Here is a 23957-nt window from a genome sequence, read left to right as displayed (position 1 = left end):
CATGCGCAGCAGACTCGTCCTGCACGCCGTCGACTCGCACACCGAGGGCATGCCCACCCGTGTGATCACCGGCGGCATCGGCATCATCCCCGGCGCCACCATGAACGAGCGGCGGCTGTACTTCCGCGAACACCGCGACGACATCAAGCAGTTGCTGATGAACGAGCCGCGCGGCCACTCCGCCATGAGCGGTGCGATCCTCCAGCCGCCGACCCGCCCGGACTGCGACTGGGGCGTCGCCTACATCGAGGTCTCCGGCTATCTGCCGATGTGCGGGCACGGCACGATCGGCGTGGCGACCGTGCTCGTCGAGACCGGCATGGTCGAGGTCGTCGAGCCGGTCACCACCATCCGGCTCGACACCCCGGCGGGCCCGGTCGTCGCCGAGGTGGCGGTCGAGGACGGCGTCGCGAAGGCGGTCACCCTCCAGAACGTGCCCTCCTTCGCCGTCGGCCTCGACCGCAAGGCCACCCTCGCCGACGGGCGGACGGTGACGTACGACCTCGCCTTCGGCGGCAACTTCTACGCCATCCTGCCGCTGGAGCAGTTCGGCCTGCCCTTCGACCGGTCCCGCAAGGACGACATCCTCCGGGCGGGCCTGTCCCTCATGGCCGCCGTCAACGCCGAGGACCCGCCCGTCCACCCGGAGGACCCGTCCATCCACGGCCTCCACCACGTCTACCTGGCCGCCCCCGGCTCCACCGCCCGCCACTCCCGGCACGCCATGGCCATCCACCCCGGCTGGTTCGACCGCTCGCCCTGCGGCACGGGCACCAGCGCCCGCATGGCACAACTGCACGCGCGCGGTGAACTCCCGCTGCACACCGAGTTCGTGAACGAGTCCTTCATCGGCACGCGGTTCACCGGCAGACTGCTCGGCACGACCGAGGTGGCCGGCCGCCCGGCCGTACGGCCCAGCTTCACCGGACGCGCCTGGATCACCGGGACCGCCCAGTACCTGTTGGACCCCGAGGACCCGTTCCCGGCCGGATTCGTCCTGTAAGCCCCGGCCACGAGAGGAAACCGCGACCGTCATGGCTGCTCCGCAGCACACCCCCGCCCTGCCCCTGCTGGGCAGCAGGAAGCCCAGTCACCGGGAGCGGGTGGCGGACGCGCTGCGGGCCGCCCTGATCGCCGGTGAACTGCGCCCCGGCGAGGTCTACTCGGCCCCCGGCCTCGCCGCCCGCTTCGGCGTATCCGCCACGCCCGTGCGCGAGGCGATGCTCGACCTCGCCAAGGAGGGCCTGGTCGACACCGTGCCCAACAAGGGCTTCCGCGTCACCGCCGTCTCCGAGCGGCAACTCGACGAGTACACCCACATCCGGGGGCTGATCGAGATCCCCACGACGGCGGGCCTGGCGCTCACGGCCGAGCCGGTGGCGCTGGAGGCGCTGCGCCCGGTCGCCCAGGAGATCGTCACCTCCGCGGCGGCCGGCGACCTCATCGCCTACGTCGGGGCCGACCTGCGCTTCCACCTCGGCCTGCTGGCCCTCGCCGGCAACGACCACCTCGTCGACGTCGTACGGGACCTCAGACGCCGCTCCCGGCTGTACGGGCTGACCGCGCTCGCCGGGCAGGGGCGGCTGGAGGCGTCGGCGGAGGAGCACCTGGAGATCCTGGACGCACTGCTCGCCCGCGACGAGGAGGCCGTACGGACGGTGATGACCCGGCACCTGGGGCATGTCCGGGGCCTGTGGGCAGCGCCCTGACCGTCCGGATCACAGGTCCAGCACGAGCCGCTTCCCACGGCAGCGGGACACACAGATGAGCATGGTCTCGCCCGCCGCGCGTTCGTCGTCGGTGAGGACCGAGTCGCGGTGGTCCGGTTCGCCCTCCAGGACGTCGGTCTCACACGTGCCGCAGGTGCCCTCGGCGCAGGAGTACAGCACCTCGATCCCGGCGGCGCGCACGGTGTCGAGCACCGACACGTCCGGTGCGACGGTGAGCGTCCTGCCGCTCCGTGCCAGCTCCACCTCGAACTCGGTGTCGCCGCCGGTCTCCCGCTCCTTCGGCCGGAACCGCTCGACGCGCAGCACTCCGGACGGGCTCCGGGCCTCCACCGCGTCCAGCAGCGGGCCGGGCCCGCAGCAGTAGACGAGCGTGCCCTCGGGTACGTCGTCCAGCACCGAGGGCAGGTCCAGCAGCCCTGTCTCGTCCTCGGGCGCGATCGTCACCCGGCCGCCGTACCGGGCGAGTTCCTCGCCGAACGCCATGGACCGGCGGGTGCGACCGCCGTAGAGCAGCGTCCACTCGGCTCCCGACGCCTCGGCTGCCGCCAGCATCGGCAGGATCGGGGTGATGCCGATACCGCCCGCGACGAATCGGTAGCGCGGGGCGGGCTCGAGGCCGAAGTTGTTACGGGGCCCGCGCACCCGGACCTTGTCGCCCGGCCCCACCTGCTCGTGCACATGGGCCGATCCGCCCCGCCCGTCCGGCTCGCGCAGCACCGCGATCCGCCAGGCCGACCGGTCCGCCGGATCGCCGCACAGCGAGTACTGCCGTTCCAGCCCGGGGCCGAGCACGACATCGATGTGGGCGCCCGGTTCCCAGTCCGGGAGGGGCTCGCCCAGCGGGTGGCGCAGAGTGAGAGCGAGCACGCCGTCGGCGGCGGACTCCCGCCGCTCGACGACGAGTTCGGCTTCGTACACGCTCATGAGCTGTTCCCTCGCGGCTCGTGGGCGGAGTGCCCCTGCGGGTGGGCGAGCATCCACTCCCACATCTCGACCGGGTCCTGCGCGGTGTGCTCACGGCCGCAGTGGCAGGTGCCGTGCAGGACGTCGGTGCCGGGCAGCCAGTCGATGCGGTAGATCTCGCCGGTCCCGGAGGCAGAGGGCGATGTCACTGGACCTGCTCCAGGGGCTTGTCGCCCTCCTCGACCAGCCGGGCGAGGATACGGCGGGCGGCCAGACCACCTGTGTCGATGTTGATGCTGAGTTCCTGGTAGCCGGTGCGCTCGCTTCCGAGCGTCTTCTGCAGCAGGTTGAGCGCGGTGACGTCCTGCATCACGACCGTGTGGTTGTTGCCCCGCAGGAACTCGGTGACCTCGGCGTCGTCGGTCGCCCAGTCGCGCGAGACGGCCCAGAAGTCGTACACCTTGCCGTCGCCCGACGGAGTGATCGCGTAGGTGATCTCCGTGTGGAAGCCGTTCGGGTCGCTGCCGTCCGGCTCGGGCAGCACCCCGACCGGGGCGATGCGGCTGTGCAGCAGATACAGGCAGGGCGCGTGGTACTCGATGTCCTGCCAGCGGGTGATCCGGCCTTCTATACCGGTGGACTTGGCGTAGAAGGGCGGGCACTCGGCGTCGTCCATGTGCCGGCTCACCCGGACGATCCCGGCGCCCTCGTCGACCTCCGTGGTGATCGGCGTCTCGGCGACCTCGGGGGTGCCGATGTACCCGCCGTGCAGATACGTCTCGTGGGAGAGGTCGAGGAGGTTGTCGACGAGCAGACCGTAGTCGCAGTCGATGGGCTCCATGCCGCGCACCGTGGTCCAGCCGGGGGAGTCCAGGTGCCTGGCCCGGGGGATGGTCTGCGGATCGGCGAGCGCCGGGTCGCCGATCCACACCCAGATCAGCGAGTCCTGCTCGACGACGGGGTAGGAGGCGACCCGGGCGGTGCGCGGCACCCGTTTCTGCCCCGGCACGTACACGCAAGCACCGGTCGTGTCGTACGTGAACCCGTGGTACCCGCACACGATCCGGTCGCCGTCGAGGCGGGTCGGGGCCTCGGACAGCGGGTACCGGCGGTGCACACACCGGTCGTGCAGGACGACCGGCGTGCCGTCCTCCTCGGTCCGGTACAGCACGAGCGTCTCACCGAGGATCGTCCGGCCGAGCAACTCCCGCCCGACTTCCTGACTGTAGGCGGCGACGTACCACTGGTTCCTGGCGAAGGCGGTCATGTGAGGCATGGGCACTGGCTCCCGTCTCTGGTCGTGCCGTCATCGTCGGGGCGGCCCTCCGGGCACCGCAACGGCCCTTCCGCCAGGCGGAAGGGTCTTCGGCAGAAGCGGTTTCCGAATCAAAAAGTGAAATCGAAACAGAATTCTGCACTTTATTCTCGCGGAGAATTGTCTTAGGCTGGATGCATGGCAAAGACAAGAGCGCAGTTCTACGTAGTGAAACGCGGTGACAATCTCACCAAGATCGCGCGGATGCACCACGTGAGTCTGGATGAGATTCTGGAGTGGAACCCGCAGATCGAGGATCCGGACCTCATCCACCCCGGCGACCGGATTCGCGTGGCCCCGCCCCGGGGAGCGGGCGGAGAGGGCGGTGCGTATCAGAGTGAATGACCAGAACCGAAAGCCGGTCGGCCCGTACGCGCAGCCGAATGACAGGCCTGCGTAACGGGCCGTCGCGGTCGGCATGGCGCGCGTGCGAAAACGCGGGTTGCCTATCTCGAAGCGCAACTCGAGTACGAAAGCGTCAGTCCCCGCCCGGAAGAGCGCCCTACGCTATCGAAAGAATGCGGGGGCATCTCGAAAGGGCCCCCACCGCCGACGAGAAATTCGGCTGGCCCAGTCCGCGGTCGGGCTCGACCGCCCGCGAGGGCGTCTGGTCGAATGTCCGCGACACCCTCACCGGCGAGGACCCCCGGTGGCGTCTCGCCATGGTCTTCGGCCTCCCGGCCGCCATCAGCCGTCGGCCTTCCCCCCCTCTGCCCCGAACTGTGGTCATTGCCGGAACCCGGCAGTCTGGCGGTCTCGGCGGTGCGCGTTCCTGACAGCGGGTGCGAGGAGTCGAGCGCCACGACGGAGGTCGGACTGCAGTGCGCGACGCGTCGTCCGGCGGGCGTGCCCGCCGGGCTGCTCGTAGGTTGGAGTTGCAGCGGTCGCGCCTGTAAAGATCGGCAGGTCACGCGTGACGTCAGCGGAGATGGATTTCGAGGAGCTGTTCGACGCCGCACCGAATCCGTACCTGGTGCTGGACGCCGACCTGGTGGTCTGCCATGCCAACCGGGCCTACCTCCGGGTCACCGGCAGGAGCCGCGAAGAACTGCTCGGGCGGTACATCCTGGAGGCGTTTCCGGACACCACCGGCGCGCCTGGAGGCGGCGCGTGACTTCGGCGCCTCGCCCGGTGGAGGAACTCGCCGACGGACTGCTGGCCGAGATGGGCGTCCCCGGAGGTGGTCAGGACGACGACATGGCCCTGGTCGTCGTCCGCCTCTGAGCAGGTTTCCACGGAAGCCGTTTCCATATCAAAAAGTGAAATCGAAACGGAATTCTCGACTTTCCCGTGGCAGGGAATGCGTTTACTGTGGGTGCATGGAAAGAACAGTAGAGTTCTACACAGTGAAACGTGGCGACACGCTCGGTAAGATCGCGGTGATGCATCGCGTGACGCTGGAGCAGATTCTGGAGTGGAATCCCTGGATCGCGGATCCGGATATCATTTACCCCGCACAGCGGATCCGCGTGGCTCCCCCAGAAGTGGAGGGTGAGTTCGAACCCTTCCCGGGGGCCGACTTCTTCCAGCCCTCCGTGAGCAGCCCGGTCATCGAGGCCATGGGCTACCGCCTCATCGATGAGGACTGTGGGGTGTACGCCGACGGGCCCGACTCGCGCTGGAGCGAAGCGGACCGGAAGTCGTACGCGAATTGGCAGTGGAAACTCGGATTTAGGGGCCGGGACGCTGACGGCATACCGGGCCGGAAGTCGTGGAATAGGCTGCACGTACCGGCCGTCTACGAGTGACCGGAACCGCTCCGGGACGGCCATCGCGGACCGCTTGGCGCGCACGGGCGAAAACCCGGATCGCCTATCTCGAAGTCCAGCTGGAACGCGAACGTGTCAAGCCGTGCTCCGAAGACCACAAGGCGCTCGTCGAGGGAATGCGGGGCCATCTGAAAAAGGCCGGAGCGGCTGCCGACGAGGATTTCGGATGGCGGCGTGCCTGGTCCGGATCGGCCGCGCGTGAGGGCGTCTGGTCGAACATACGCAGCGCGGAGGTGATGCTCCTGCAACTGGTCTCCGACGAGGAAGTCGCCGGTCGTGCGAGCGAGGTCATGGCGCTGGTCAAGGACCATCTGGAAACGGACGACCCACGACGCGTCCGCCTGGCCCGGCGGCTCCGTTCCATCATCTCCGGTGAGATCTCACCGAGCGACCGTGACCTCATGGTCCGGGCGCTCGATGCCGCGTACAACGCGCTGGACGACGAGCTGGCCCGGGTGCGCAGCCTGCGCAACATCCTGTGGACCGCGACGTTCCTCGTCCTGCTCGGCGTGGCCGGCCTCGCTGTCTACGGCTGGTTCTTCCCCCAGTCGCTGAGCATGTGCTTCACGCCCAAGGTCAACCCTGGGGACACGAGCGGGATCGATGTCGTGTGCCCCACGGCGGAGCATCCCGACGAGGAGGTGGGCACCCCCGCCGGCAGCCTGGCTCAGCCGAGGGACATCCTCACCGTCGAGATCGCCGGGCTCGCCGGCGCGGCACTCACCGTCATCGCCTCACTGCGCCACATCCGGGGCACCGACGCTCCCTACATGCTGCCCCTGGCATCGGCGGTGCTGAAGTTCCCCACTGGCGCCCTGTCCGCCTTCCTCGGACTGCTGCTGATCCGGGGCGCCTTCGTCCCCGGGCTCAGCGACCTCGACAGCAGGGCGCAGGTCCTCGGCTGGGCCGCGGCCTTCGGCGCCGCCCAGCACCTTGTGACCCGACTGGTCGACGACCGCGCGCAGATGACGCTGGCGGAGGTGGGCAGGACGACCGAAGCCATGATCGACCCCGAGAGAGCCGCGGTCAAGGAGAGTGACGTGCTGGGAGAGACCGGGGCGCCCGGACCGCCGACCGCGTTCGGGGACGGCGCGGGACCGCACGAGGGGGCGCAGCAGGGGACGCGCGCGAGAGAGCCCGTGGACGAGGGGGCGGAGGCGGCTCGACCGCGAGGCGGGCCCTGACCGGCCGCCCGGCCGCTCGCTCAGCGCCTCAGAGGTGTGTGAGCCGTCTCCGGCAGCCGCAGGTACACCACCGACGACACCAGACACAGCACCGCGACGTACCAGGGGAACAGCCCCGCATGCCCCATCTCCTTGAACAGGGTGCCGACGTACGGCGCCGTGCCGCCGAAGAGGGCCACCGTCAGCGAGTACGGGAAGCCGATACCGGCCGCGCGGACCCGGGGCGGGAAGATCTCCGCGTTCACGGCCGCGCTGATCGAGGTGAACCCGGTCAGCAGCACCATGCCCGCGCACTGCACGAGCAGGAGCACGGCGAACGAGTCGCGCAGGGCGTGCAGCAGCGGCACCGCGAGCAGGGCGAAGCCCAGGCCGAAGAAGAGCAGCAGGGGACGGCGGCCGAAGCGGTCCGAGAGCAGTCCGCCGAGCGGCTGCAGCAGGGCGAAGAAGGCCAGTGAGATCGTGCCCGCGAGCAGCGCGTCCGACTTCTCGACACCCGCGTTGAGTTCCGCGTACGTCGGCAGGTACGACGTCCACGTGTAGTAGGCGATGGTACCGCCCGCCGTGATGCCGCCGATGAGGAGCGACTCGCGCGGGTGCCGGCGCAGCGCCTCGAACAGGCCCGGGCGCGGGGCCTCCCGCTGCTCGGCGCTGCGGGTCTCCTGCGCACCCTGCCGGATCCAGAAGCCGACCAGGCTCAGCACGGCCCCGAGCACGAACGGGACCCGCCAGCCCCAGCCGTTCATCTGCCCGTCGCTCAGCGTGTCCACCAGCAAGGTGGCGACGCCGGAGGCGACGAGCTGCCCGATGGTCGTCGACACATACTGGAAGCTGGAGAACAGCCCGCGCCGGCCGGGGCCCGCCGACTCCACCAGGAAGGTCGTGGAGGCGGCGAACTCGCCGCCCACGGACAGGCCCTGCAGCAGCCGGGCGAAGACGAGGACCACCGGCGCCAGTACGCCCACCGAGGCGTAGGTCGGGGTGAGCCCGACCAGCAGGCTGCTGCCGCCCATCAGCAGGATGGTGACCGTGAGCGCGGCCCGCCGCCCGTGCCGGTCCGCGACCGCGCCCATCAGCAGCCCGCCGACCGGCCGCATGAAGAAGCCCACCGCGAAGACCGCGAACGTCGACAGCAGCGGCACCAGAGAGTTGTCCGCGCTCGCGGGGAAGACCTGGGCGGCGATATAGGTCGCCAGGAACGTGTAGGCGTACCAGTCGTACCACTCCACGGCGTTGCCCACGGAGGCGGCGAGGAGCTGGCGGACGGGCCGTTTCGTCGGCGGGGAAACCGTCTGCGTCTCTGTCACGCTCATCACCCTCCCCGGGCAACGCCCCGGCACACCTGTCGTACCGGCGACTTTCACATGAGTGTCACCAGCCCCTTCCTTGGCGTTTGGTGTCCCTGAAACACTCCTTCCGCGCAGATTCCGTCACGTTCCGGCCATCCAGCACCTCAGGATGAGAGGTCTGTCCTTCATGTCCGAAGTAAACCGGCGCCGCTTTCTTCAACTCGCGGGTGCCACCACGGCCTTCAGTGCGCTGTCCGCCAGCATCCAGCGCGCCGCCGCGCTTCCGGCGAACCACCGCACCGGGTCGATCGAGGACGTCGAGCACATCGTCGTCCTGATGCAGGAGAACCGTTCCTTCGACCACTACTTCGGGACCCTGAGAGGCGTCCGCGGCTTCGGCGACCCGCGCCCGGTCACGCTCGACAACGGCAAACCGGTCTGGCACCAGGAGAAGGACGGCAAGGAGATCCTGCCGTTCCATCCGGACGCCGACGACCTCGGCATGCAGTTCCTGGAGGGCCTGCCGCACTCCTGGCCCGACGGCCACCAGGCCTACCGCGGCGGCAAGTACGACCGGTGGGTGCCCGCCAAGGGCACCACGACCATGGCATACCTGACTCGCGAGGACATCCCCTTCCACTACGCCCTCGCCGACTCATTCACCGTCTGCGACGCCTACCACTGCTCGTTCATCGGCTCCACCGACCCGAACCGCTACTACATGTGGTCGGGGTACACGGGCAACGACGGCACCGGCGGCGGCCCGGTCCTCGGCAACGACGAACTCGGCTACGGCTGGACGACCTACCCCGAGCGCCTGGAGCACGCCGGCATCTCCTGGAAGGTCTACCAGGACATCGGCGACGGCCTCGACGCCAAGGGCTCCTGGGGCTGGATCGAGGACGCCTACCGCGGCAACTACGGCGACAACTCCCTGCTGTACTTCAACAAGTACCGCGACGCCCAGCCCGGGGACCCCTGGTACGACAAGGCCCGCACCGGCACGAACGCCAAGGCGGGCGAGGGCTACTTCGACCGATTGAAGGCGGACGTCAAGGCGGGAAAGCTGCCGCAGATCTCCTGGATCGCCGCCCCCGAGGCCTTCAGCGAGCACTCCAACTGGCCGTCGAACTACGGCGCCTGGTACATCGCCCAGGTCCTGGACGCCCTCACCTCCAACCCGGAGGTCTGGTCGAAGACCGCCCTGTTCATCACCTACGACGAGAACGACGGCTTCTTCGATCACGTGGTGCCGCCGCTGCCGCCGAAGGACGCCTCCCGCGGCCTGTCCACCGTCGACGTCTCCCTCGACCTCTTCCCGGGCGACAGCAAGAACACGGCAGGCCCCTACGGCCTCGGCCCCCGGGTGCCGATGCTGGTCGTCTCGCCGTGGAGCAAGGGCGGCTACGTCTGCTCGGAGACCCTCGACCACACCTCGATCCTGCGGTTCATGGAGCGCCGCTTCGGCGTGCGCGAGCCCAACATCTCGCCGTGGCGCCGGGCGATCTGCGGTGATCTGACGTCCGCGTTCGACTTCTCCCGCAAGGACGCGCGGCCGGTCCCGCTGCCCGGTACCGACGCGTACGAGCCGCAGGACCGCGAACGTCACCCCGACTACAAGCCGGCCCCGCCCGCCGACCCGCGCATGCCCCGCCAGGAACGCGGCCCGCGCCGCACCCGGCCGCTGAAGTACGCCCCGCACGTGGACGCCTCGGTCGACGCCGTCGCCGGGAAGCTCACCCTCGCCTTCGCCTCCGGGTCGAAGGCGGGCGCCGCCTTCCACATCACGTCCGGCAACCGCGCCGACGGCCCCTGGATGTACACCACCGAGGCCGGCAAGTCCCTCTCCGACACCTGGAACTCGGCCTACTCGGCGGGCTCGTACGACCTGACCGTGCACGGCCCGAACGGCTTCGTGCGGGTCTTCAAGGGATCGAACAAGACGGCCGGCTGCGAGGTCACCGCACGCCACACCGGTGACGACGTCGAACTGACCTTCACCAACAGGGGCTCCGGCACGGCACGGCTGAAGCTCTCCGACCGCTACGGCGGGCGGCCCTCGACCGTCACCGTCCGCCCGGGCGCGACGGTGCGGCGGACCGTCGACCTCGACCGCAGCCGCCGCTGGTACGACCTGACCGTCACCGCCGAGGGCGACACGGCGTTCCTGCGGCGGTTCGCGGGGCACGTCGAGAACGGCAGGCCGGGTGTGAGCGACCCGGCGATCATCACCGGGTAGCCGTGGTGAGGTGCCCCGGATCGTGCGGCCGGGGCACCAACGCCGGTTCGGCCGTGGCCGAGCCGGGTTCCAGGGCCAGGACGGCGGCCACCGGATGGTCGTCGTCCACCGGGCGGCCGGGGTCCACGGGCGCCGCCCTGCTGAGCAGCGCCACGCCCCAGGACGCCAGGCCGGCCCCGGCGAGCGCGAGCAGCACACCGGCCGGGCCGCCCTGGAGGCGTTCGCCCAGCAGCGACAGCCCGATCACCGCGGCGGCCAGCGGGTTGGCCAGCGTCACCATCGCGAGCGGGGCGCCCAGACCGCCCCGGTACGCCACTTGCGACAGCAGCAGCCCGCCGGCCGCGAAGGCCGCAACCAGCAGCGCCACCCCGACCACCTGGACGCTCAGCAGCGGACCCGACCGGTCCGTCGCGGCCACCGTCACGGTCTGGGTGAGGGCCGAGGCGACGCCCGACGTGATGCCGGAGGCGGTCGCGTGCCGCAGCCCGGGGCGGGTGCCCGGCCGGGACAGCACCCCGATGAGGGCAGCGGTGGCACCCGCCACCACCAGCGCCTCGGGAACGCTCAGCACATCGTCGGGCGCCGGGCCGGATGCCGTGACCAGGATCGCGCCCAGGCCGAGCAGCGTCAGCGCGGTGCCCTTCCACTCGACCGTGCTCACCCGCCGTCCCGCGAGCCGCGCCCCCATGGGCACCGCCGCGACCAGGGTGAGCGCGCCGAGCGGCTGGACCACGGTCAGCGGCCCGTACCTCAGGGCCACGACGTGCAGCAGTGCGGCCGACGCGTTCAGCCCGACCGACCACCACCAGGCGCCGCTGCCGAGCAGCCGCAGCACGCCCGAGCCGGGGGAGCGGGAGGCGAGACGCTCCTGGGCGACCGCCGCAGCCGCGTAGGCGACGGCGGAGACGAGGGACAGGGCGACGGCGACGACGACGGCGTTCATCGGCCGGCTCCCGCGAGCGCCTGCTCCTCGGATCGGCCCTGGGCCGGTACGAGCGTGGCCCGCGCGCGGCCCGCCGTGGTCGCCGTGCGATGCGGCGAGCGGAGCGACACGGGGATCTCCCCGGACGAAGTCCGGGGGAGGATCAGCGCGAGCGCGAGACCGAGCAGGGCCGTCGCCACGATCGCGTCCAGCCAGTAGTGGTTCGCGGTGCCGACGATCACCAGCAGCGTCACCAGCGGATGCAGCAGCCAGAGCCGGCGCCACCGCGACCGGGTCGCGACGATCAGGCCGATCGCCACCATCAGGGCCCAGCCGAAGTGCAGCGACGGCATCGCAGCGAACTGGTTCGACAGGGAGTCGGTCGCGGGATCGCCGTACACCGACGGCCCGTACACGCGCGCCGTGTCCACCAGACCGGTCGCGGCCAGCATCCGGGGCGGCGCGAGCGGGAACAGCAGGTGCAGCACCAGCGCGGCGGCGGTGACGGCGGCCAGGACCCGGCGGGCCCACACGTAGTGGGCCGGGCGGCGCAGATAGAGCCAGACCAGGAAGGCGACGGTGGCCGGGAAGTGGACGGCCGCGTAGTAGGTGTTCGCGACATGCGTCAGACCGTCGCCGTGCAGCAGCAGGGACTGCACCGCCCCCTCGCCGGGCAGCCGGACCGCTCGCTCGAAGTCCCACACGCGCTGGGCATTGTGGAAGGCCTCGCCGGTGTGGCCCGTGGCCAGCTGCCGGCCGAACTTGTAGACGAGGAAGAGCCCAGCGACGAGCAGGAGCTCCCGGACGAGCGGCGGTCGGGCTATGACGTGCGGCGGTCGCGCTGTCGCGTCGGACCCCGCCGGCGCAGGCTCGGTGCGGGCATTCATCCCCCGGCCCCTTCGGTGACGGTGGTGCTGTTATCGGTACGAGTGCGTACCGATACGCCAGTGTACCGATACGGTTGCGTTCCGGTACACTGGCGTATCGATAGACGTAGAACACACTGCCAGCCGGAATTTTTCGGCCGCCGACGAAAGCCAGGAGCAGAGCCCATGACGTCGCAGGCTGGGGACCGACCCGAGCCGGTCGGTGCCACGCGCCGCTCCAAGATCACGCCCGAGCGTGAGCAGGAGTTCTTCGAGGCCGTGCTGGAACAGCTCCGCGAGTGCGGCTACGACTCCGTCACCATGGAGGGGATCGCCGCCAGCACCCGCTGCAGCAAGTCCACGCTCTACCGGCAGTGGAAGACCAAGCCCCAGTTCGTGGCGGCGGCGCTGCGCTCCCACCGGCGGACGCGCTGCATCGACACCGGCTCGCTCGCGGACGACCTGCGCCAGGCCGCCCGGGCGGCGGGAGAGCTGTCGGGCCGGGACACCAAGCTCCTCCAGGCGCTCGCCCACGCGGCCCCCCAGGATGCGGAGCTGCAGCGCGCGTTGCGCGAGGCGCTGGTCGAACCGGAGATCGCCGCGCTGAAGGAGATCATCCGGCGCGGGGTCGAGAGGGGAGAGGTGCCCGCCGATCACCCGGCGCTGGAGTACATCCCGGCGCAGATGTTCGGCGTCCTGCGCATCCGGCCCGTCCTGGAGGGTGAGTACGCGGACCCGGACTACCTGGTCCGGTTCGTGGAGGCCGCCGTGCTGCCGGCCCTGGGCCTGAGATGAGACCCGGGCCGCCGTCCCTCGGATGACAGGACGGTGCCCCGACCGCGCCGACCCGTGGGGACGGGGGCGGCGCGCACCACCCGGCCGGGTGGGGTTCCCCTGTGAGCGGCAGGGGCGCCCCACCCGGCCGACCGTTTACGGGCGGGGCGGTTGTTCCCTGTCAGACGTCCTGACCGTTGCCGCTGCCCGTCGACACCTTGATGCCCTTGGCGATGTCGTCCAGGACCGACTCCTTCTGGTCGGCGTCCACGCCGAACCGGACGACGACCATCTGCTTCGCGTTCGCGGGGGAGGGGAACGCGAGCGACTCCACGATGCCGTCGGCGCCCTTGGTGGTGACGGCCTTCCAGCGGACCAGGTAGCCCTTCTGCCCGGCCACGGTCACCGCCTTGGCCGCCAGCACGTCGTGCGAGGTGATCCCGCCGTAGGACTTGCCGCCGTAGGACTCCTCGGCGTTGGCCGAGATGTCCGCCTTGGCGATCTCCTCGGCGGTGCTGCCCTTGGTGCCGAGGGCCAGGGCCGGTGCGGAGTAGGCTCCGCCCTTCGTGCAGGTCGAGGAGGTGTCACCGGGGCACTTGTAGGAGTCGTCGGACGTGACCTGCGCGCCGACCGTGATCTCCTGGCCGTACCAGCCCTTGGGGATCGGCATGCTGATCCCGCTGACGGCGTCGGTCACCGACCCGCTCCTGATCTTCGGCGGCTCGGACCGCTCGGGAGACGGGCTCTGGCCACCGGAGCCGCCGGAACCGCCATTGCCTCCGGATCCCCCCGAGCCGCCCGGCCCGCCGAACGGCCCGCCCTGGCCACCGGTTCCACCCGGGCCGCCCGGCCCCTGCGAGGTGGCCGAACCGCCGCCCGAGCCGCCGTCGCCGGTCAGCGCGTACACGCCGACACCTATGCTCGCGAGAACAACGACGGCCGCCGCGACGGCAATCCCGATCCGAAGCCGGCTTCCGCGGGCGGTCGGGGGCGTGGCGGGGTAGCCGGGATACGCGTCGGCGCCCGTGTACCCGGGGGCATTTGGGTAATGGGCCGGCCCTGGGTATTGCCCGGGGGTGCCTGCGTGGCCGGGAGCGCCTGGGTATGCGGTGGCGCCCGGGTGGCCGGGGGTGCCTGGGTATCCGGGGGTGCTCGGGTGTACGGCGGTGCCCGGATGTTCCGCGGTGCCCGGGTGCCCGGGGGTGTTCGGCTGTCCGGTGGTGCTTGGGTATCCGGGAGGGCCCGGATGCCTGGCGGCGTTGCCGTGCCCGGCAGCGGTCGGATCCCCCGGAGGGGCAGGGGCAGGGGCAGGGTCGCCGGCGGCGCCCGAATCTGTCACAGCCGCCGAGTCTCCGGCAGAGGCCGGATTTGGCGCAGCGCCCGAGCCCTCAGCAGTGGCCGGATCCCCGGCGGTGGAGCCTGTGGCAGGAGCCGGGCTGTTCGCGGTGCCCGAGTCCGCTGCGGTGCCCGCGCCCTCCGCCGCGCCCGAGCCCCCCGCCGCGCCCGAGTCCCCCGCAGAGGCCGGACTCTCCGCAGTCGCCGGATGGGGCGGCGGCTGGTCCGGGGGACCCCATGCGGCGGGGGGCTGTGCCGGACGGATGCGGGCCGTCCAGGCCTTGCCGTCCCACCAGCGCTCGGTGGCGGGCCCGTCACTTTTCTGTCCGGGGTCCGGGTACCACCCGGAAGGAGTCTCCTGCGTCATGCCCCCCACCGTATGAGGCATCGGTGAAAGAGGCATGAGAGGAGTCGAACAGGATCGGTCATTCCAGGAGCAAGCGGGTCGGCGGAAGGCGGGCGGCCGGTGGCAGCCGCAACCCGTCTCGGCCCGGCGTCACAGACCCCAGCACGCTCGGATGCCGGGCACCGGTGCTTGCGGGTGAGGTGCCGGGCAGGCCGTGCACGGTCAGGAACCCCAGGACGGCGAAGGCGTAGGCCTCCTTCGCCCCGGACGGCAGCCCCAGTTCGTCCGAGGCGCGCACCGCCACCCCGGGCAGCAGCTCCCCGAGCATCCCCATCAGCGCCGGGTTGCGCGTCCCGCCGCCCGAGGCGATCACCTCCGTCGCGCCCACCGCCCGCACGGCGTCCGCCACGGTCCGGGCCGTGAGCATCGTCAGGGTGGCGACGACGTCCTCGGCGGGCAGCGTCCCGAACCCGGCCAGCGCGTCCCGCAGATGACCGAGATGGAACAGCTCCTTGCCCGTCGTCTTGGGCGCGGGCAGCGCGTAGTACGGCTCCTCAAGCAGCCGGTCCAGCAGCGGCCCGTGCACCCGGCCGCGGGCGGCCAGAGCCCCGTCCGTGTCGCAGGACAGCGCTCCGCCGCTGAACCCCTGGGCCGCCGCGTCGATCAGCGCGCAGCCCGGCCCGGTGTCGAAGGCGGTCCCGTCGGGTGCGGTGAGGTTGGCGATACCGCCGACGTTGAGTGCGACGGGCCGGCCCGGCCGGCCGCGCAGCCACAGCAGGTCGACCAGGCCGACCAGCGGGGCGCCCTGCCCGCCGGCGGCGATGTCACGCGGCCGGAAGTCGGCGACGACCGGCAGCCCGGTCGCCTCGGCGATCCAGGCCGGCTGCCCCAGCTGGAGTGTGCCGTGGACCTTCCCCTCGGCGACCCAGTGGTACACGGTCTGCCCGTGCGAGGCCACCAACTCGGCCCGCCCCTCGCACAGTTCGCGGACGGCCCGGAGCGCGGCCGCCGCGAAGGCCTGCCCGATCCGGGTGTCCAGCCGGCACACCTCGCCCAGCGTGGTGGTCCCCGGCGGCAGGGCGGCCGACAGGGTCTCGCGCAGTGCGCCGTCGTACGCCTCGCTCACCATGCCGAGCGGCTTCAGCACCAGGCTGTCGCCGACGAGGTCCAGCTCGGCCGCCGCCGCGTCGATCGCGTCGTACGACGTTCCGGACATGAGACCGATCACCCGCATCGCCTCAACCAGTCCTCTCCTCCACCGCTTTCGCCCCACGCACCCGCCGCGAGGGCAGCGTGAGCAGGGCCGGTACGCTCACCGCGCACGCCGCCGCCGCGTAGTACGCGGGGATGTCCACGCTCCCCGTCCGCTCGATCGTCTCCGTGATGATGAGCCCGGCGCACCCCGAGAACACCGCGTTGGACAGCGCGTAGGCGAGTCCCAGGCCCGTGTAGCGCACCCGCGTCGGGAACATCTCCGACAGCATCGCCGGACCCGGCCCCGCCATCAGCCCCACCACGGCACCGGCGCCGCACACCGCCACACCCTTCACGGTGTTCGACACACCGGGCTCCTGCAGAAGGTCGAGCAGCGGCACCGAGAGGGCCACGACCAGCACCGCGCCCGTCAGCATCACCATCCGCCTGCCGAGCAGGTCACTGAGCAGCCCCGCCGGCACGATCGTCACCGCGAAGCCCAGATTGGCCAGCACGGTGGCGACCAGCGCCTGCTGAAAGGTGGCACCCAGCGAGCTCTGCAGATACGACGGCAGCACGACGAGGAACGTGTAACCGGCCGCGGCCCAGCCCATGATCCGCCCCGCGCCCAGCGCGATCGCCCTCGCGACCTCGCGCGGGGGAGGCGTCTCCCGCGACCGCTCCGCCTCGAACTCCGGTGTCTCGTCCAGCCGCAGCCTCAGCCACAACGCCCCGAGCCCCAGCGGCAGCGTCAGCAGGAACGGCAGCCGCCAGCCCCACGCGCCGAGCTGCTCCTCGGACAGCACGGTGGCAAGCAGTGCCGCCGCGCCCGCACCACCCAGCAGCCCCAGTGCCACCGTGAACGACTGCCAGGATCCGTACAGCCCCCGCCGGCCCGGCGGAGCGAACTCCGTCATCACCGACACCGCCCCGCCGAACTCCCCGCCGGCCGAAAGCCCTTGGAGCACCCGCAGGAAAGTGAGCAGCCAGGGCGCCGGCGCACCCGCCTGCGCGTAGGTCGGCAGCACGCCGATCAGCGTCGTCGCCACCGTCATCAGCGTGATCACCAGGACCAGCACCGGCCGACGGCCGACCCGGTCCCCGAGACGGCCGAAAAGCGCCGCCCCGACCGGTCGGAAGAAGAACGCGAGCGCGAACGACGCGTACGTCTTCACCAGAGCCTCGATCTCGCTGCCGCCCTCCGGTGTGAAGAAGCGCGCAGCGATGATCGTCGCGAAGTAGCCGTAGACGCCGAACTCGTACCACTCGATGAGATTGCCCACCGACCCCGCGACCAGCGCCTGCCGGCCGTGCCGTGTGTCCCGTCCCTGGTGAATGAACGTCACCTCCCGTACCGTTGTGGCTTGTTGACCCGAATGCGGCTGGTGGCGGGCCGGATGCGCCGTCCGATCGATGTCGGTGTCACCCGTCATGGCAACAGGTGCCCGGACCGCCCTCCACTCAGGCAATCGGACGGCTACGCTCGACGTCTGTACGTCGTTCGGGCGACTTGGGGAGGTAGCGGGATGACGGAGGTACGGCCCACGGCCGGCGCCTCGGCTTCCCTTTGGGAGCGCGACGAGGAAGTCGCCGCCGTCGCGCGGGCGGTCGATGGCCTGTGCGCGGACCGCTCCTCGTCCGGCGGACTGCTGGTCTTCCGGGGCGAGGCCGGACTCGGCAAGACCACGCTGCTGGCCGAAACCCGCCGTATCGCCGAGGCCCGCGGCTGCACGGTCTGGTCGGCACGCGGCGGCGAGACCCTCAGATCGGTCCCCTTCAACGTGGTACGGCAGTTGCTGCAGCCGGCACTGGTGTCGATGCTCCCGGAGGAGGCACGCGAATATCTCGGCGACTGGTACGACATCGCCGGGCCCGCCCTCGGCATAGCGGATCCCGGCGACCGGCAGGCCGACCCGCAGGGCGTGTGCGACGGACTGGTCGTCGCCGTGCGCCGGCTCGCCCGCCGGGACTGGCCGCTGGTGCTGCTGATCGACGACGCCCACTGGGCCGACCAGGAGACCCTGCGCTGGCTCGCCGGGCTCGCCGAGCGCCTGGACGAGATGTCCGTGCTGGTCGTGATCACCCGCCGCCCCGGCGAGGTCTCCGGCACCAGCGCCCGTCACCTCGACACCGTCGCCGCCGCCGCGGACGGACCCGTCACGACGCTGAGCGCCCTCACCCCGGACGCGACGGCCGGACTCACCCGCGCCACCCTCGGCCCGCACGCCGACGCCGCGTTCTGCCGCGAGGTCTGGGCCGTCACCGCGGGCAACCCCTACGAGACCGTCGAACTCCTCGCCAAGGTCCAGGACAGCGAACTCGAACCGGTCGAGGCCCGGGCCGCGGAGCTGAGAGAACTGAACCGCTCGGCCCGCGGCGGCGGCCTCGTCGCCCGCCTGGAGGAACTCGGTATCGACGCGACCCGGTTCGCCTGGGCCGCCGCCATCCTCGGCACCGGCATCTCCACCGGCCTGGTCGCCAAGCTCGCCACCCTGGGGCCCGACGAGGCCCGCCGCTGCGCCGAACTGCTGCGCACCGCCCGCATCCTCACCACACCCGACCCCGCGACCGGCCGCAGCGCCGAGGGCGACCTGGAGTTCGTCCACCCGCTGATCGCCACCGCCGTCTACAACTCCATACCCGACGCCCTGTGCACCGCCATGCACGGCATAGCCGCCCGGATCGTCACCGACGAGGGGCGCGGCGCCGCGGCAGCCGCCCGTCATCTCCTCGAAGTCCACCCGGACGACGACGAGGAACTCGTCGGGCAGCTGCGCGAGGCCGCCCGCGAGCACCTCGCCGTCGGCGCCCCCGACGCCGCCCGCCGCTGCCTGGAGCGCGCCCTGGAGGAACCGCCCCGGCCCGAGTCCCACCCGCACGTGCTCTACGAACTGGCCGAGGCCACCTTCCTGACCGCGCCGGCCCGCACCATCGGCCATCTGCGGACCGCGCTCGGCATGCCCGGCCTCGGCGGGGACAAGCGGGTGGACGCCGTCTTCCGGCTCTCCCAGGCATTGCTCCACAACGACCAGTTGGAGGAGGCGGTCCGCACGGTCGAGGCGGAGGCCGCCCGGCTCCGGCCCGGGCCCGCCCGGATGCGGCTCCAGGCCGTGCACTTCATGTGGGAGGGCATACACGCCGGCGAGGCCACCTCGCCCGACCGCTCCCGGCGGCTCGCCGACCTCGCCGCCACCTGCACCGGCCGGGACAACTCCGAACGCGCGCTGCTCATGCTTCGCGGCTTCGACGCCCTCATGCACGGCGAGAACGCGGAGGAGGTCGCCGAACTGTGCGACCGCGCCCTCGTCAACGGCCGCCTGGCCCCCGGGCTCGGCTGGACCGACACCGAGTGGGGCATCGAACTGCTGCTGATGCTGGCCAACGCGTACGCCTTCACCGACCGCCTCGACCGGGCCGAGACCCTCTACAACGAGGCCCTGCGCGCCTACGAGACGGCCGGCTGGAGCGGCGGCCACCTCGCTCTGGCCCACGCCTACGTCGGGCTCGGCCATCGCAGGCGGGGCCGGCTGAAGGAGGCGGAGTCGTCCCTGCGCGAGTCGCTGCGCCTGGCCGAGCGCGTCGGCCGCGGTCTGCCGCTGTACTGGTCCGCGACCTGCAACCTCGTCGACACGCTGCTCGCCCGCGGCCATGTCCAGGAGGCCTGGGAGGTCGCCGAACGGTACGGCTTCGCCCCGCCCTACCCCTCCACCATCGTCCTGCCGGACCCGCGCTCGGTGCGCGGCCGGCTGCTGCTGGCCGTCGGCCGTACCAAGGACGGCGTCAACGAACTGGAGGCCGCGGAGAAGGCGGCGGCAGCACGCGGGCACCACAACCCCGTGCTCGTCCCCTGGGCGGCAGACCTCGCCCGGGCCCTCAGCACCGAGGACCCGGCCCGTGCCGCCCGGCTCGCCGTCGACGTCCGCCGGCAGGCCGAGCGCTTCGGCACGGACACCGCCATCGGCGAGGCCCTGCGCTGCGCCGCCGCCCTGGAGACCGGGCAGCGCGCGGTCCGGCTCGCCGCCCAGGCCGTCACCTACCTGGAGGCGTCGCCCTGCCAGTACGAGCACGCGGCGGCCCGCATCGAGTACGGCATCGCGGCCCGCTCGGTGAGCGACCTCGGACGCGGCCTGGACCTGGCGGTCTCGTGCGGAGCGGACGGACTGGCGGAGCGGGCGCGGGCCGTGCTCGAGGCCGGCGCCGGACCGGCGTAGCTCAGACGCGGAGCAGCTGGTCGGTCACCGCCGCGAGCCGCGCCCGCACTCCCGGGTCGTACGCCGCCTCATGGGCCCGTGCCGGACTCGTCCCGTCGAAGTACCGGCCGCTGCCCGACTCCCGTGTGGCCAGGGCCAGCACGCCCGCCGCGCCGTCGGCGACCGTGTTCCAGGGTGTGATATCCGCTTCGCGGACCATCCCCGTGTCCATGTAGGTAGCCGGGTGCAGCACGTTCACCGAGACGCCGGTGCCGTTCAGCTCCTCGGCGAGGGCGAACGTGTGCGCGGCGAGCGCGAACTTGCTGCGGCAGTACGCCGAGACGCCGCTGTAGCGGCGGGTGAACTCGGGATCGTCGAAGGAGAGGGGTTCCTGACCGGCCGACCCGACGTTGACGATCCGGGCCGGCGCGTTCGCCCGCAGCACGGGCAGCAGAGCCCGGGTCAGCACCACGGGGGCCAGATAGTTCACCGCGAGCCGTAGCTCATGCCCGTCGGCGCTCAGCTCACGGTCCGCGTCGGGCGCCCCGAAGCCCACGCCCGCGTTGTTGACCAGCACGTCGAGCTCGGGATGCGCGTCGGTGACATGCCCGGCCAGCTCCCGTACCTGGGACAGCGAGGCCAGGTCCGCGACGAACGCCTCCGCGTCCCCCTCCGTGCGCAACTCCTCGGCCAGCCGTTCGGTCCGGCCCGCGTCACGGCCGTGGACGAGGACGACATGTCCGGAACGGGCCAGTTCGAAGGCGACGTACCGGCCGAGGCCCGAGGTGGCACCGGTGATCAGGATGGTGGACATGACTCCACCGTAGGCATGCGGTGCGGGCCCGAGCGAGCTACCGCCGAGGCTACGACCAGCTGGATCACCCTCCGGCGCCTACGAAGAGCCCTCCTCCGCGAGCACCCGCTGGGCCGTCGCGAACGCCGCGTTCGCCGCCGGCACCCCGCAGTACACGGCCGTCTGCAGCAGCACCGCGCCGATCTCCTCGGGCGTGAGCCCGTTGCGGCGGGCCGCCCGGACGTGCATGGCCAGCTCGTCGTAGTGGCCGTGCGCGACCAGCGCGGTGAGGGTGATCATGCTGCGCTCGCGGCGCGAGAGCGTCGGGTCGGTCCAGATCTCGCCCCAGGCGTAGCGCGAGATGAAGTCCTGGAAGCGTGCGGTGAAGGGCGTCTGCCGGGCCTGCGCCCGGTCGACGTGCGGGTCGCCGAGCACCTCGCGCCGCACCTCCATCCCGCGTCCGGCGGGCCCGCCGAAGTGGGCCCGCAGCGCCGTCAGTACCGCTTCCGGGCACTGCGCGGGCGCCAGGTGCGAGGCGCCCGGGAGCTCGACGAGCGCCGAGCCCGGCACCGCGTCGGCGATCTCCCGCAGATGCGCGGGCGGCGTCGCCGGATCCTCGCGACCGGCGACCAGCAGCGTCGGTACGGCGATCTCGGGCAGCCGCTCCCGCAGATCGAACGCGGCGAGCGCGTCACAGCAGGCGGCGTACGCGTCCGGGTCGGCGTCCCGGTGGTCCCGCACCAGCTCCGGAACGGTGAACCCGGACGTGAACCAGCGCGCGTCCGCCCCCTCCGCGAGCCCGGCCAGCCCCTCCCGCCGCACCAGAGCGGCCCGCTCCTGCCATGGCCGCGCTCCGTTGAAGTGCGCCGACGAGCAGATCACGGCCAGCGACGAAAGCCGCTGCGGATGGTGCACCGCGAGATGCAGGCCCACCGCCCCGCCCAGCGACACACCCGCGTACGCGAACCGTTCGATGCCGAGGGAGTCGGCGAGCGCCAGCACCAGACCGGCGAGGTCACCGACCGTCGCACCCGCCCCGATGAGATCCGCCGCCGAACCGCCGTGTCCCGGCAGATCCCAGCGGACCACCCGGTGGGTGACCGACAGCTCGGGCGCCACCTTGTCCCACAGGGCGTACGACGTGCCGAGGGAGGAGCCGAGCAACAGCGGGGAAGCGGAAGCGGGCCCTTCGGTGCGGTGGTTCAGGAGTGTCAACGTCGCTCCAGAGCGTGGTCGGTGAGGGCTCCGGCGGAGCCGGTGTAGTGGGCGGGATCGAGGTCGACGTCCGCCAGCTCCGGTGCCTCGGCGAGCGGGCGTCCCTCGGCGGCCAGCCGGGTGAGGAGTTCCTTGGCGCGGGCGCGCCCCAGCACCGGGGCCAGTTCGGCGGACAGCCGCTCGGAGACGATCAACCCGTGGGTGAGGTCCAGGTGTTCGCGCATGGCGCCGGGACTGACCCGCAGTCCCTCCGCCAGCTCCACGGCGTCCCGGGCGGCCCCGCCGACCAGCCGCAGCAGGTCCCGCAGCGGCTCCCACTCGGCGTGCCACGACCCGGCCGGCCGCTCGTCCTCAGCCGCCAGCGAGCCGTACAGCGTGGCCGCGAGCTGCGGGGCCCGTCGCGCCGCGGAGGCGATGAGGGTGGACCGTACGGGGTTGGACTTGTGCGGCATGGCGGACGAGCCCCCGCCGCTGCCCTCCGCGACCTCGGCGATCTCGGTGCGCGACAGGGTGAGGACGTCCACGGCGAGTTTGCCGAGCGCGCCCGCCGTGAAGGCGAGGCACCCGGCGAGATCGGCGACGGGCGTCCGCAGGGTATGCCAGGGCAGATCGGGTGCCCTGAGGCCGAGTTCACGGGCGTACGCCCTCGGCAGGCCGGTCGGATCGCTCGAGCCGTACGCACCGAAAGCCGCCAACGTGCCCGCCGCGCCGCCGAGTTGTGCGGGCAGCGCGTCCCGTACGGCCGTCGTCCGGTCCCGCGCGTCGAGGACCAGCGCCCGCCATCCGGCCGCCTTCAGCCCGAAGGTCGTCGGTACGGCGTGCTGGGTGAGCGTCCGCCCCGGCATCGCCGTGTCACGGTGCTCGGCGGCCAGCCGGGCGAGGGCCTGCTCGGTGCGGCCGAGGTCGGCGAGGACCAGGTCCAGGGTCCGCGCGGCGACCAGCATCGTCGCCGTGTCCATGATGTCCTGGCTGGTCGCGCCCCGGTGGACGTAAGGGCCGTACTCGTCGCCGACGGCCTTCGTCAGCTCCGCGACCAGAGGGATGACGGGGTTGCCGCCCGCGCGGGCCCGCTCGGCGAGGGAGCGTACGTCGAAGGCGCCGGAGGCCGCCTCGGTCACCGCCGTCGCCGCCTCAACGGGGGCGAGCCCCAAAGTGGCCTGGACCCGGGTCAGCGCGGCCTCCGCGTCGAGCAGCGCCCGCAGGTACGCGTGGTCGCTCGTCGCGGACGCGGCCGCCGAGTCGGCCCACCCGGGGGCGAGCAGGCCGGTGTCACCGTGCGCAGCTGTCACTGGAACTCCAGGAAGACCGTCTCGCCTTCGCCCTGAAGGCGGATGTCGAAACGGTACGTGCCGCGCGCCTCCTCCACGGCGATCAGCGTGTCGCGGCGCCCGTCCTCCAGCCGGGACAGCAGTGGGTCGGCGGCGAGCACCGCCGCGTCACCCGGCAGGTAGATCCGGGTGTACAGGTGCAGGAGCAGTCCGCGCGCGAAGACGCACACGCTGAGGTACGGGGCGTTCCGCCCGCGTGCGCCGGGCCGCAGCGTGCGTGCGTACCAGTGGCCGTTCGCGTCGGTCTGGATGCGTCCCCAGCCCGTGAACTCCACGCCGTTGCGCCCCAGGAAGCCGCCCGAGGCCGGGTCGCGACGCATCGAACCGTCGGCCGTCGGCAGGGTGCCCTCCGGGTCCGGGCCCCACAGTTCGATCAGGGCGTCCGGCAGCGGCTTGCCCTCGCCGTCGGTGACGTACCCGTGCACGGTGACCGTGTCCGGATGCCCGACGGGCGCGATGTCCTCGCCGCCGCGGAACGGCAGGGCGTGGCCGTAGAACGGGCCGACGGTGTGCGAGGGGGTGGGCAGCACGCTCTCAGGGCTGCTGGTGTCGATCCTCGTCATGGCAG

Annotated in this window: 22 protein-coding genes and 1 pseudogene; 9 read left to right on the top strand and 14 right to left on the bottom strand. The window is 72.0% G+C overall.

Annotation, left to right across the window (positions count from 1 at the left end; translation table 11 throughout):
- Position 1: 1 nt before the first annotated feature.
- Together OG542_RS06040 and OG542_RS06035 are read left to right on the top strand one after the other, a co-directional pair.
- Positions 2–1003: a proline racemase family protein gene (locus tag OG542_RS06040; RefSeq protein WP_328408872.1), complete on the top strand. Its 1002-nt coding sequence runs from the start codon at positions 2–4 to the stop codon at positions 1001–1003.
- 31 nt (positions 1004–1034) lie between these two features.
- A complete protein-coding gene (locus tag OG542_RS06035) occupies positions 1035–1709 on the top strand; it encodes a GntR family transcriptional regulator (RefSeq protein WP_328408870.1) in 675 nt (224 codons plus the stop codon).
- A gap of 9 nt (positions 1710–1718) precedes the next feature.
- Here the strand turns inward: OG542_RS06035 and OG542_RS06030 are convergent, their stop codons facing one another.
- Genes OG542_RS06030 through OG542_RS06020 form a run of 3 tightly spaced genes read right to left on the bottom strand, consistent with a single transcriptional unit; the run spans position 1719 to position 3909 of the window.
- Positions 1719–2654 carry a PDR/VanB family oxidoreductase gene (locus OG542_RS06030; RefSeq protein WP_328408868.1) on the bottom strand — a complete coding sequence of 312 codons (936 nt, stop codon included), beginning with the start codon at positions 2652–2654 and terminating at the stop codon, positions 1719–1721.
- Positions 2651–2842 carry a hypothetical protein gene (locus tag OG542_RS06025; RefSeq protein ID WP_311128754.1) on the bottom strand — a complete coding sequence of 64 codons (192 nt, stop codon included), beginning with the start codon at positions 2840–2842 and terminating at the stop codon, positions 2651–2653. The genes OG542_RS06030 and OG542_RS06025 overlap by 4 nt, the downstream gene beginning before the upstream one ends.
- Positions 2839–3909 (bottom strand): aromatic ring-hydroxylating dioxygenase subunit alpha, encoded by a 1071-nt coding sequence (locus OG542_RS06020; protein ID WP_328408865.1) that lies wholly within the window; start codon positions 3907–3909, stop codon positions 2839–2841. Before OG542_RS06020 ends, OG542_RS06025 begins: the two co-directional genes overlap by 4 nt.
- A gap of 177 nt (positions 3910–4086) precedes the next feature.
- On the opposite strand from OG542_RS06020, the gene OG542_RS06015 reads away from it, so the two are divergent.
- The 4 genes from OG542_RS06015 to OG542_RS05995 all read left to right on the top strand — a co-directional run bounded on the left by OG542_RS06015 (position 4087) and on the right by OG542_RS05995 (position 6901).
- Positions 4087–4293 (top strand): LysM peptidoglycan-binding domain-containing protein, encoded by a 207-nt coding sequence (locus tag OG542_RS06015; protein ID WP_328408863.1) that lies wholly within the window; start codon positions 4087–4089, stop codon positions 4291–4293.
- A 568-nt stretch (positions 4294–4861) separates the two neighbouring features.
- Positions 4862–5062 (top strand): PAS domain-containing protein, encoded by a 201-nt coding sequence (locus OG542_RS06010; RefSeq protein ID WP_328408861.1) that lies wholly within the window; start codon positions 4862–4864, stop codon positions 5060–5062.
- Between the two features lie 205 nt (positions 5063–5267).
- Positions 5268–5696 (top strand): peptidoglycan-binding protein, encoded by a 429-nt coding sequence (locus OG542_RS40675; RefSeq protein WP_408057723.1) that lies wholly within the window; start codon positions 5268–5270, stop codon positions 5694–5696.
- A 137-nt stretch (positions 5697–5833) separates the two neighbouring features.
- A complete protein-coding gene (locus tag OG542_RS05995; protein ID WP_328408859.1) occupies positions 5834–6901 on the top strand; it encodes a hypothetical protein in 1068 nt (355 codons plus the stop codon).
- Between the two features lie 20 nt (positions 6902–6921).
- Here the strand turns inward: OG542_RS05995 and OG542_RS05990 are convergent, their stop codons facing one another.
- On the bottom strand, positions 6922–8211 hold the full coding sequence (locus OG542_RS05990) for an MFS transporter (RefSeq protein WP_328408857.1): 1290 nt from the start codon (positions 8209–8211) through the stop codon (positions 6922–6924).
- Positions 8212–8374: 163 nt separating this feature from the next.
- Here OG542_RS05990 and OG542_RS05985 point away from each other — a divergent pair, with 163 nt between their 5' ends.
- The gene (locus OG542_RS05985; RefSeq protein WP_328408855.1) at positions 8375–10426 is read left to right on the top strand and encodes a phosphocholine-specific phospholipase C; all 2052 of its coding nucleotides are present in this window, start codon (positions 8375–8377) and stop codon (positions 10424–10426) included.
- Here the strand turns inward: OG542_RS05985 and OG542_RS05980 are convergent.
- Both OG542_RS05980 and OG542_RS05975 read right to left on the bottom strand, forming a co-directional pair.
- Positions 10416–11369, bottom strand: coding sequence for a DMT family protein (locus tag OG542_RS05980; protein WP_328408853.1), 954 nt, complete (start codon positions 11367–11369; stop codon positions 10416–10418). The genes OG542_RS05985 and OG542_RS05980 overlap by 11 nt on opposite strands.
- The gene (locus OG542_RS05975) at positions 11366–12235 is read right to left on the bottom strand and encodes a phosphatase PAP2 family protein (protein ID WP_328408851.1); all 870 of its coding nucleotides are present in this window, start codon (positions 12233–12235) and stop codon (positions 11366–11368) included. Before OG542_RS05975 ends, OG542_RS05980 begins: the two co-directional genes overlap by 4 nt.
- A 165-nt stretch (positions 12236–12400) precedes the next feature.
- Here OG542_RS05975 and OG542_RS05970 point away from each other — a divergent pair, with 165 nt between their 5' ends.
- The gene (locus OG542_RS05970) at positions 12401–13009 is read left to right on the top strand and encodes a TetR/AcrR family transcriptional regulator (RefSeq protein ID WP_193477114.1); all 609 of its coding nucleotides are present in this window, start codon (positions 12401–12403) and stop codon (positions 13007–13009) included.
- Positions 13010–13169: 160 nt separating this feature from the next.
- Here OG542_RS05970 and OG542_RS05965 read toward each other — a convergent pair whose 3' ends face one another.
- The 4 genes and pseudogenes from OG542_RS05965 to OG542_RS05950 all read right to left on the bottom strand — a co-directional run bounded on the left by OG542_RS05965 (position 13170) and on the right by OG542_RS05950 (position 17209).
- Positions 13170–14327, bottom strand: coding sequence for a hypothetical protein (locus OG542_RS05965; RefSeq protein WP_408057853.1), 1158 nt, complete (start codon positions 14325–14327; stop codon positions 13170–13172).
- A 279-nt stretch (positions 14328–14606) separates the two neighbouring features.
- Positions 14607–14690, bottom strand: a pseudogene (locus tag OG542_RS40670) (DUF2510 domain-containing protein); the annotation flags it as partial.
- Positions 14691–14748: 58 nt separating this feature from the next.
- Positions 14749–15903 (bottom strand): anhydro-N-acetylmuramic acid kinase, encoded by a 1155-nt coding sequence (locus tag OG542_RS05955; RefSeq protein ID WP_328408849.1) that lies wholly within the window; start codon positions 15901–15903, stop codon positions 14749–14751.
- Between the two features lie 4 nt (positions 15904–15907).
- Entirely contained in the window at positions 15908–17209 is a 1302-nt protein-coding gene (locus OG542_RS05950) for an MFS transporter (protein WP_328408847.1), read from the bottom strand.
- A 180-nt stretch (positions 17210–17389) separates the two neighbouring features.
- Here OG542_RS05950 and OG542_RS05945 point away from each other — a divergent pair, with 180 nt between their 5' ends.
- Positions 17390–20074 carry an ATP-binding protein gene (locus OG542_RS05945; RefSeq protein ID WP_328408845.1) on the top strand — a complete coding sequence of 895 codons (2685 nt, stop codon included), beginning with the start codon at positions 17390–17392 and terminating at the stop codon, positions 20072–20074.
- A 1-nt stretch (position 20075) separates the two neighbouring features.
- Here OG542_RS05945 and OG542_RS05940 read toward each other — a convergent pair whose 3' ends face one another.
- From OG542_RS05940 to pcaG, 4 genes are all read right to left on the bottom strand, one after another.
- Complete coding sequence (locus OG542_RS05940; RefSeq protein ID WP_328408843.1) at positions 20076–20867, bottom strand: SDR family NAD(P)-dependent oxidoreductase; 792 nt, start codon at positions 20865–20867, stop codon at positions 20076–20078.
- Positions 20868–20945: 78 nt separating this feature from the next.
- Positions 20946–22061, bottom strand: coding sequence for a bifunctional 3-oxoadipate enol-lactonase/4-carboxymuconolactone decarboxylase PcaDC (pcaDC, locus tag OG542_RS05935; protein ID WP_328408841.1), 1116 nt, complete (start codon positions 22059–22061; stop codon positions 20946–20948).
- The gene (pcaB, locus tag OG542_RS05930) at positions 22058–23350 is read right to left on the bottom strand and encodes a 3-carboxy-cis,cis-muconate cycloisomerase (RefSeq protein ID WP_328408839.1); all 1293 of its coding nucleotides are present in this window, start codon (positions 23348–23350) and stop codon (positions 22058–22060) included. The genes pcaDC and pcaB overlap by 4 nt, the downstream gene beginning before the upstream one ends.
- Positions 23347–23952, bottom strand: a complete 606-nt coding sequence (gene pcaG, locus OG542_RS05925) for a protocatechuate 3,4-dioxygenase subunit alpha (protein WP_328408837.1) — start codon at positions 23950–23952, stop codon at positions 23347–23349. The genes pcaB and pcaG overlap by 4 nt, the downstream gene beginning before the upstream one ends.
- Between the last annotated feature and the right edge of the window lie 5 nt (positions 23953–23957).

It is taken from the genome of Streptomyces violaceus, from assembly GCF_036014075.1.
GTDB classification, from domain to species: Bacteria; Actinomycetota; Actinomycetes; order Streptomycetales; family Streptomycetaceae; genus Streptomyces; species Streptomyces violaceus.
This window is presented reverse-complemented; position numbering and strand designations above follow the sequence as displayed.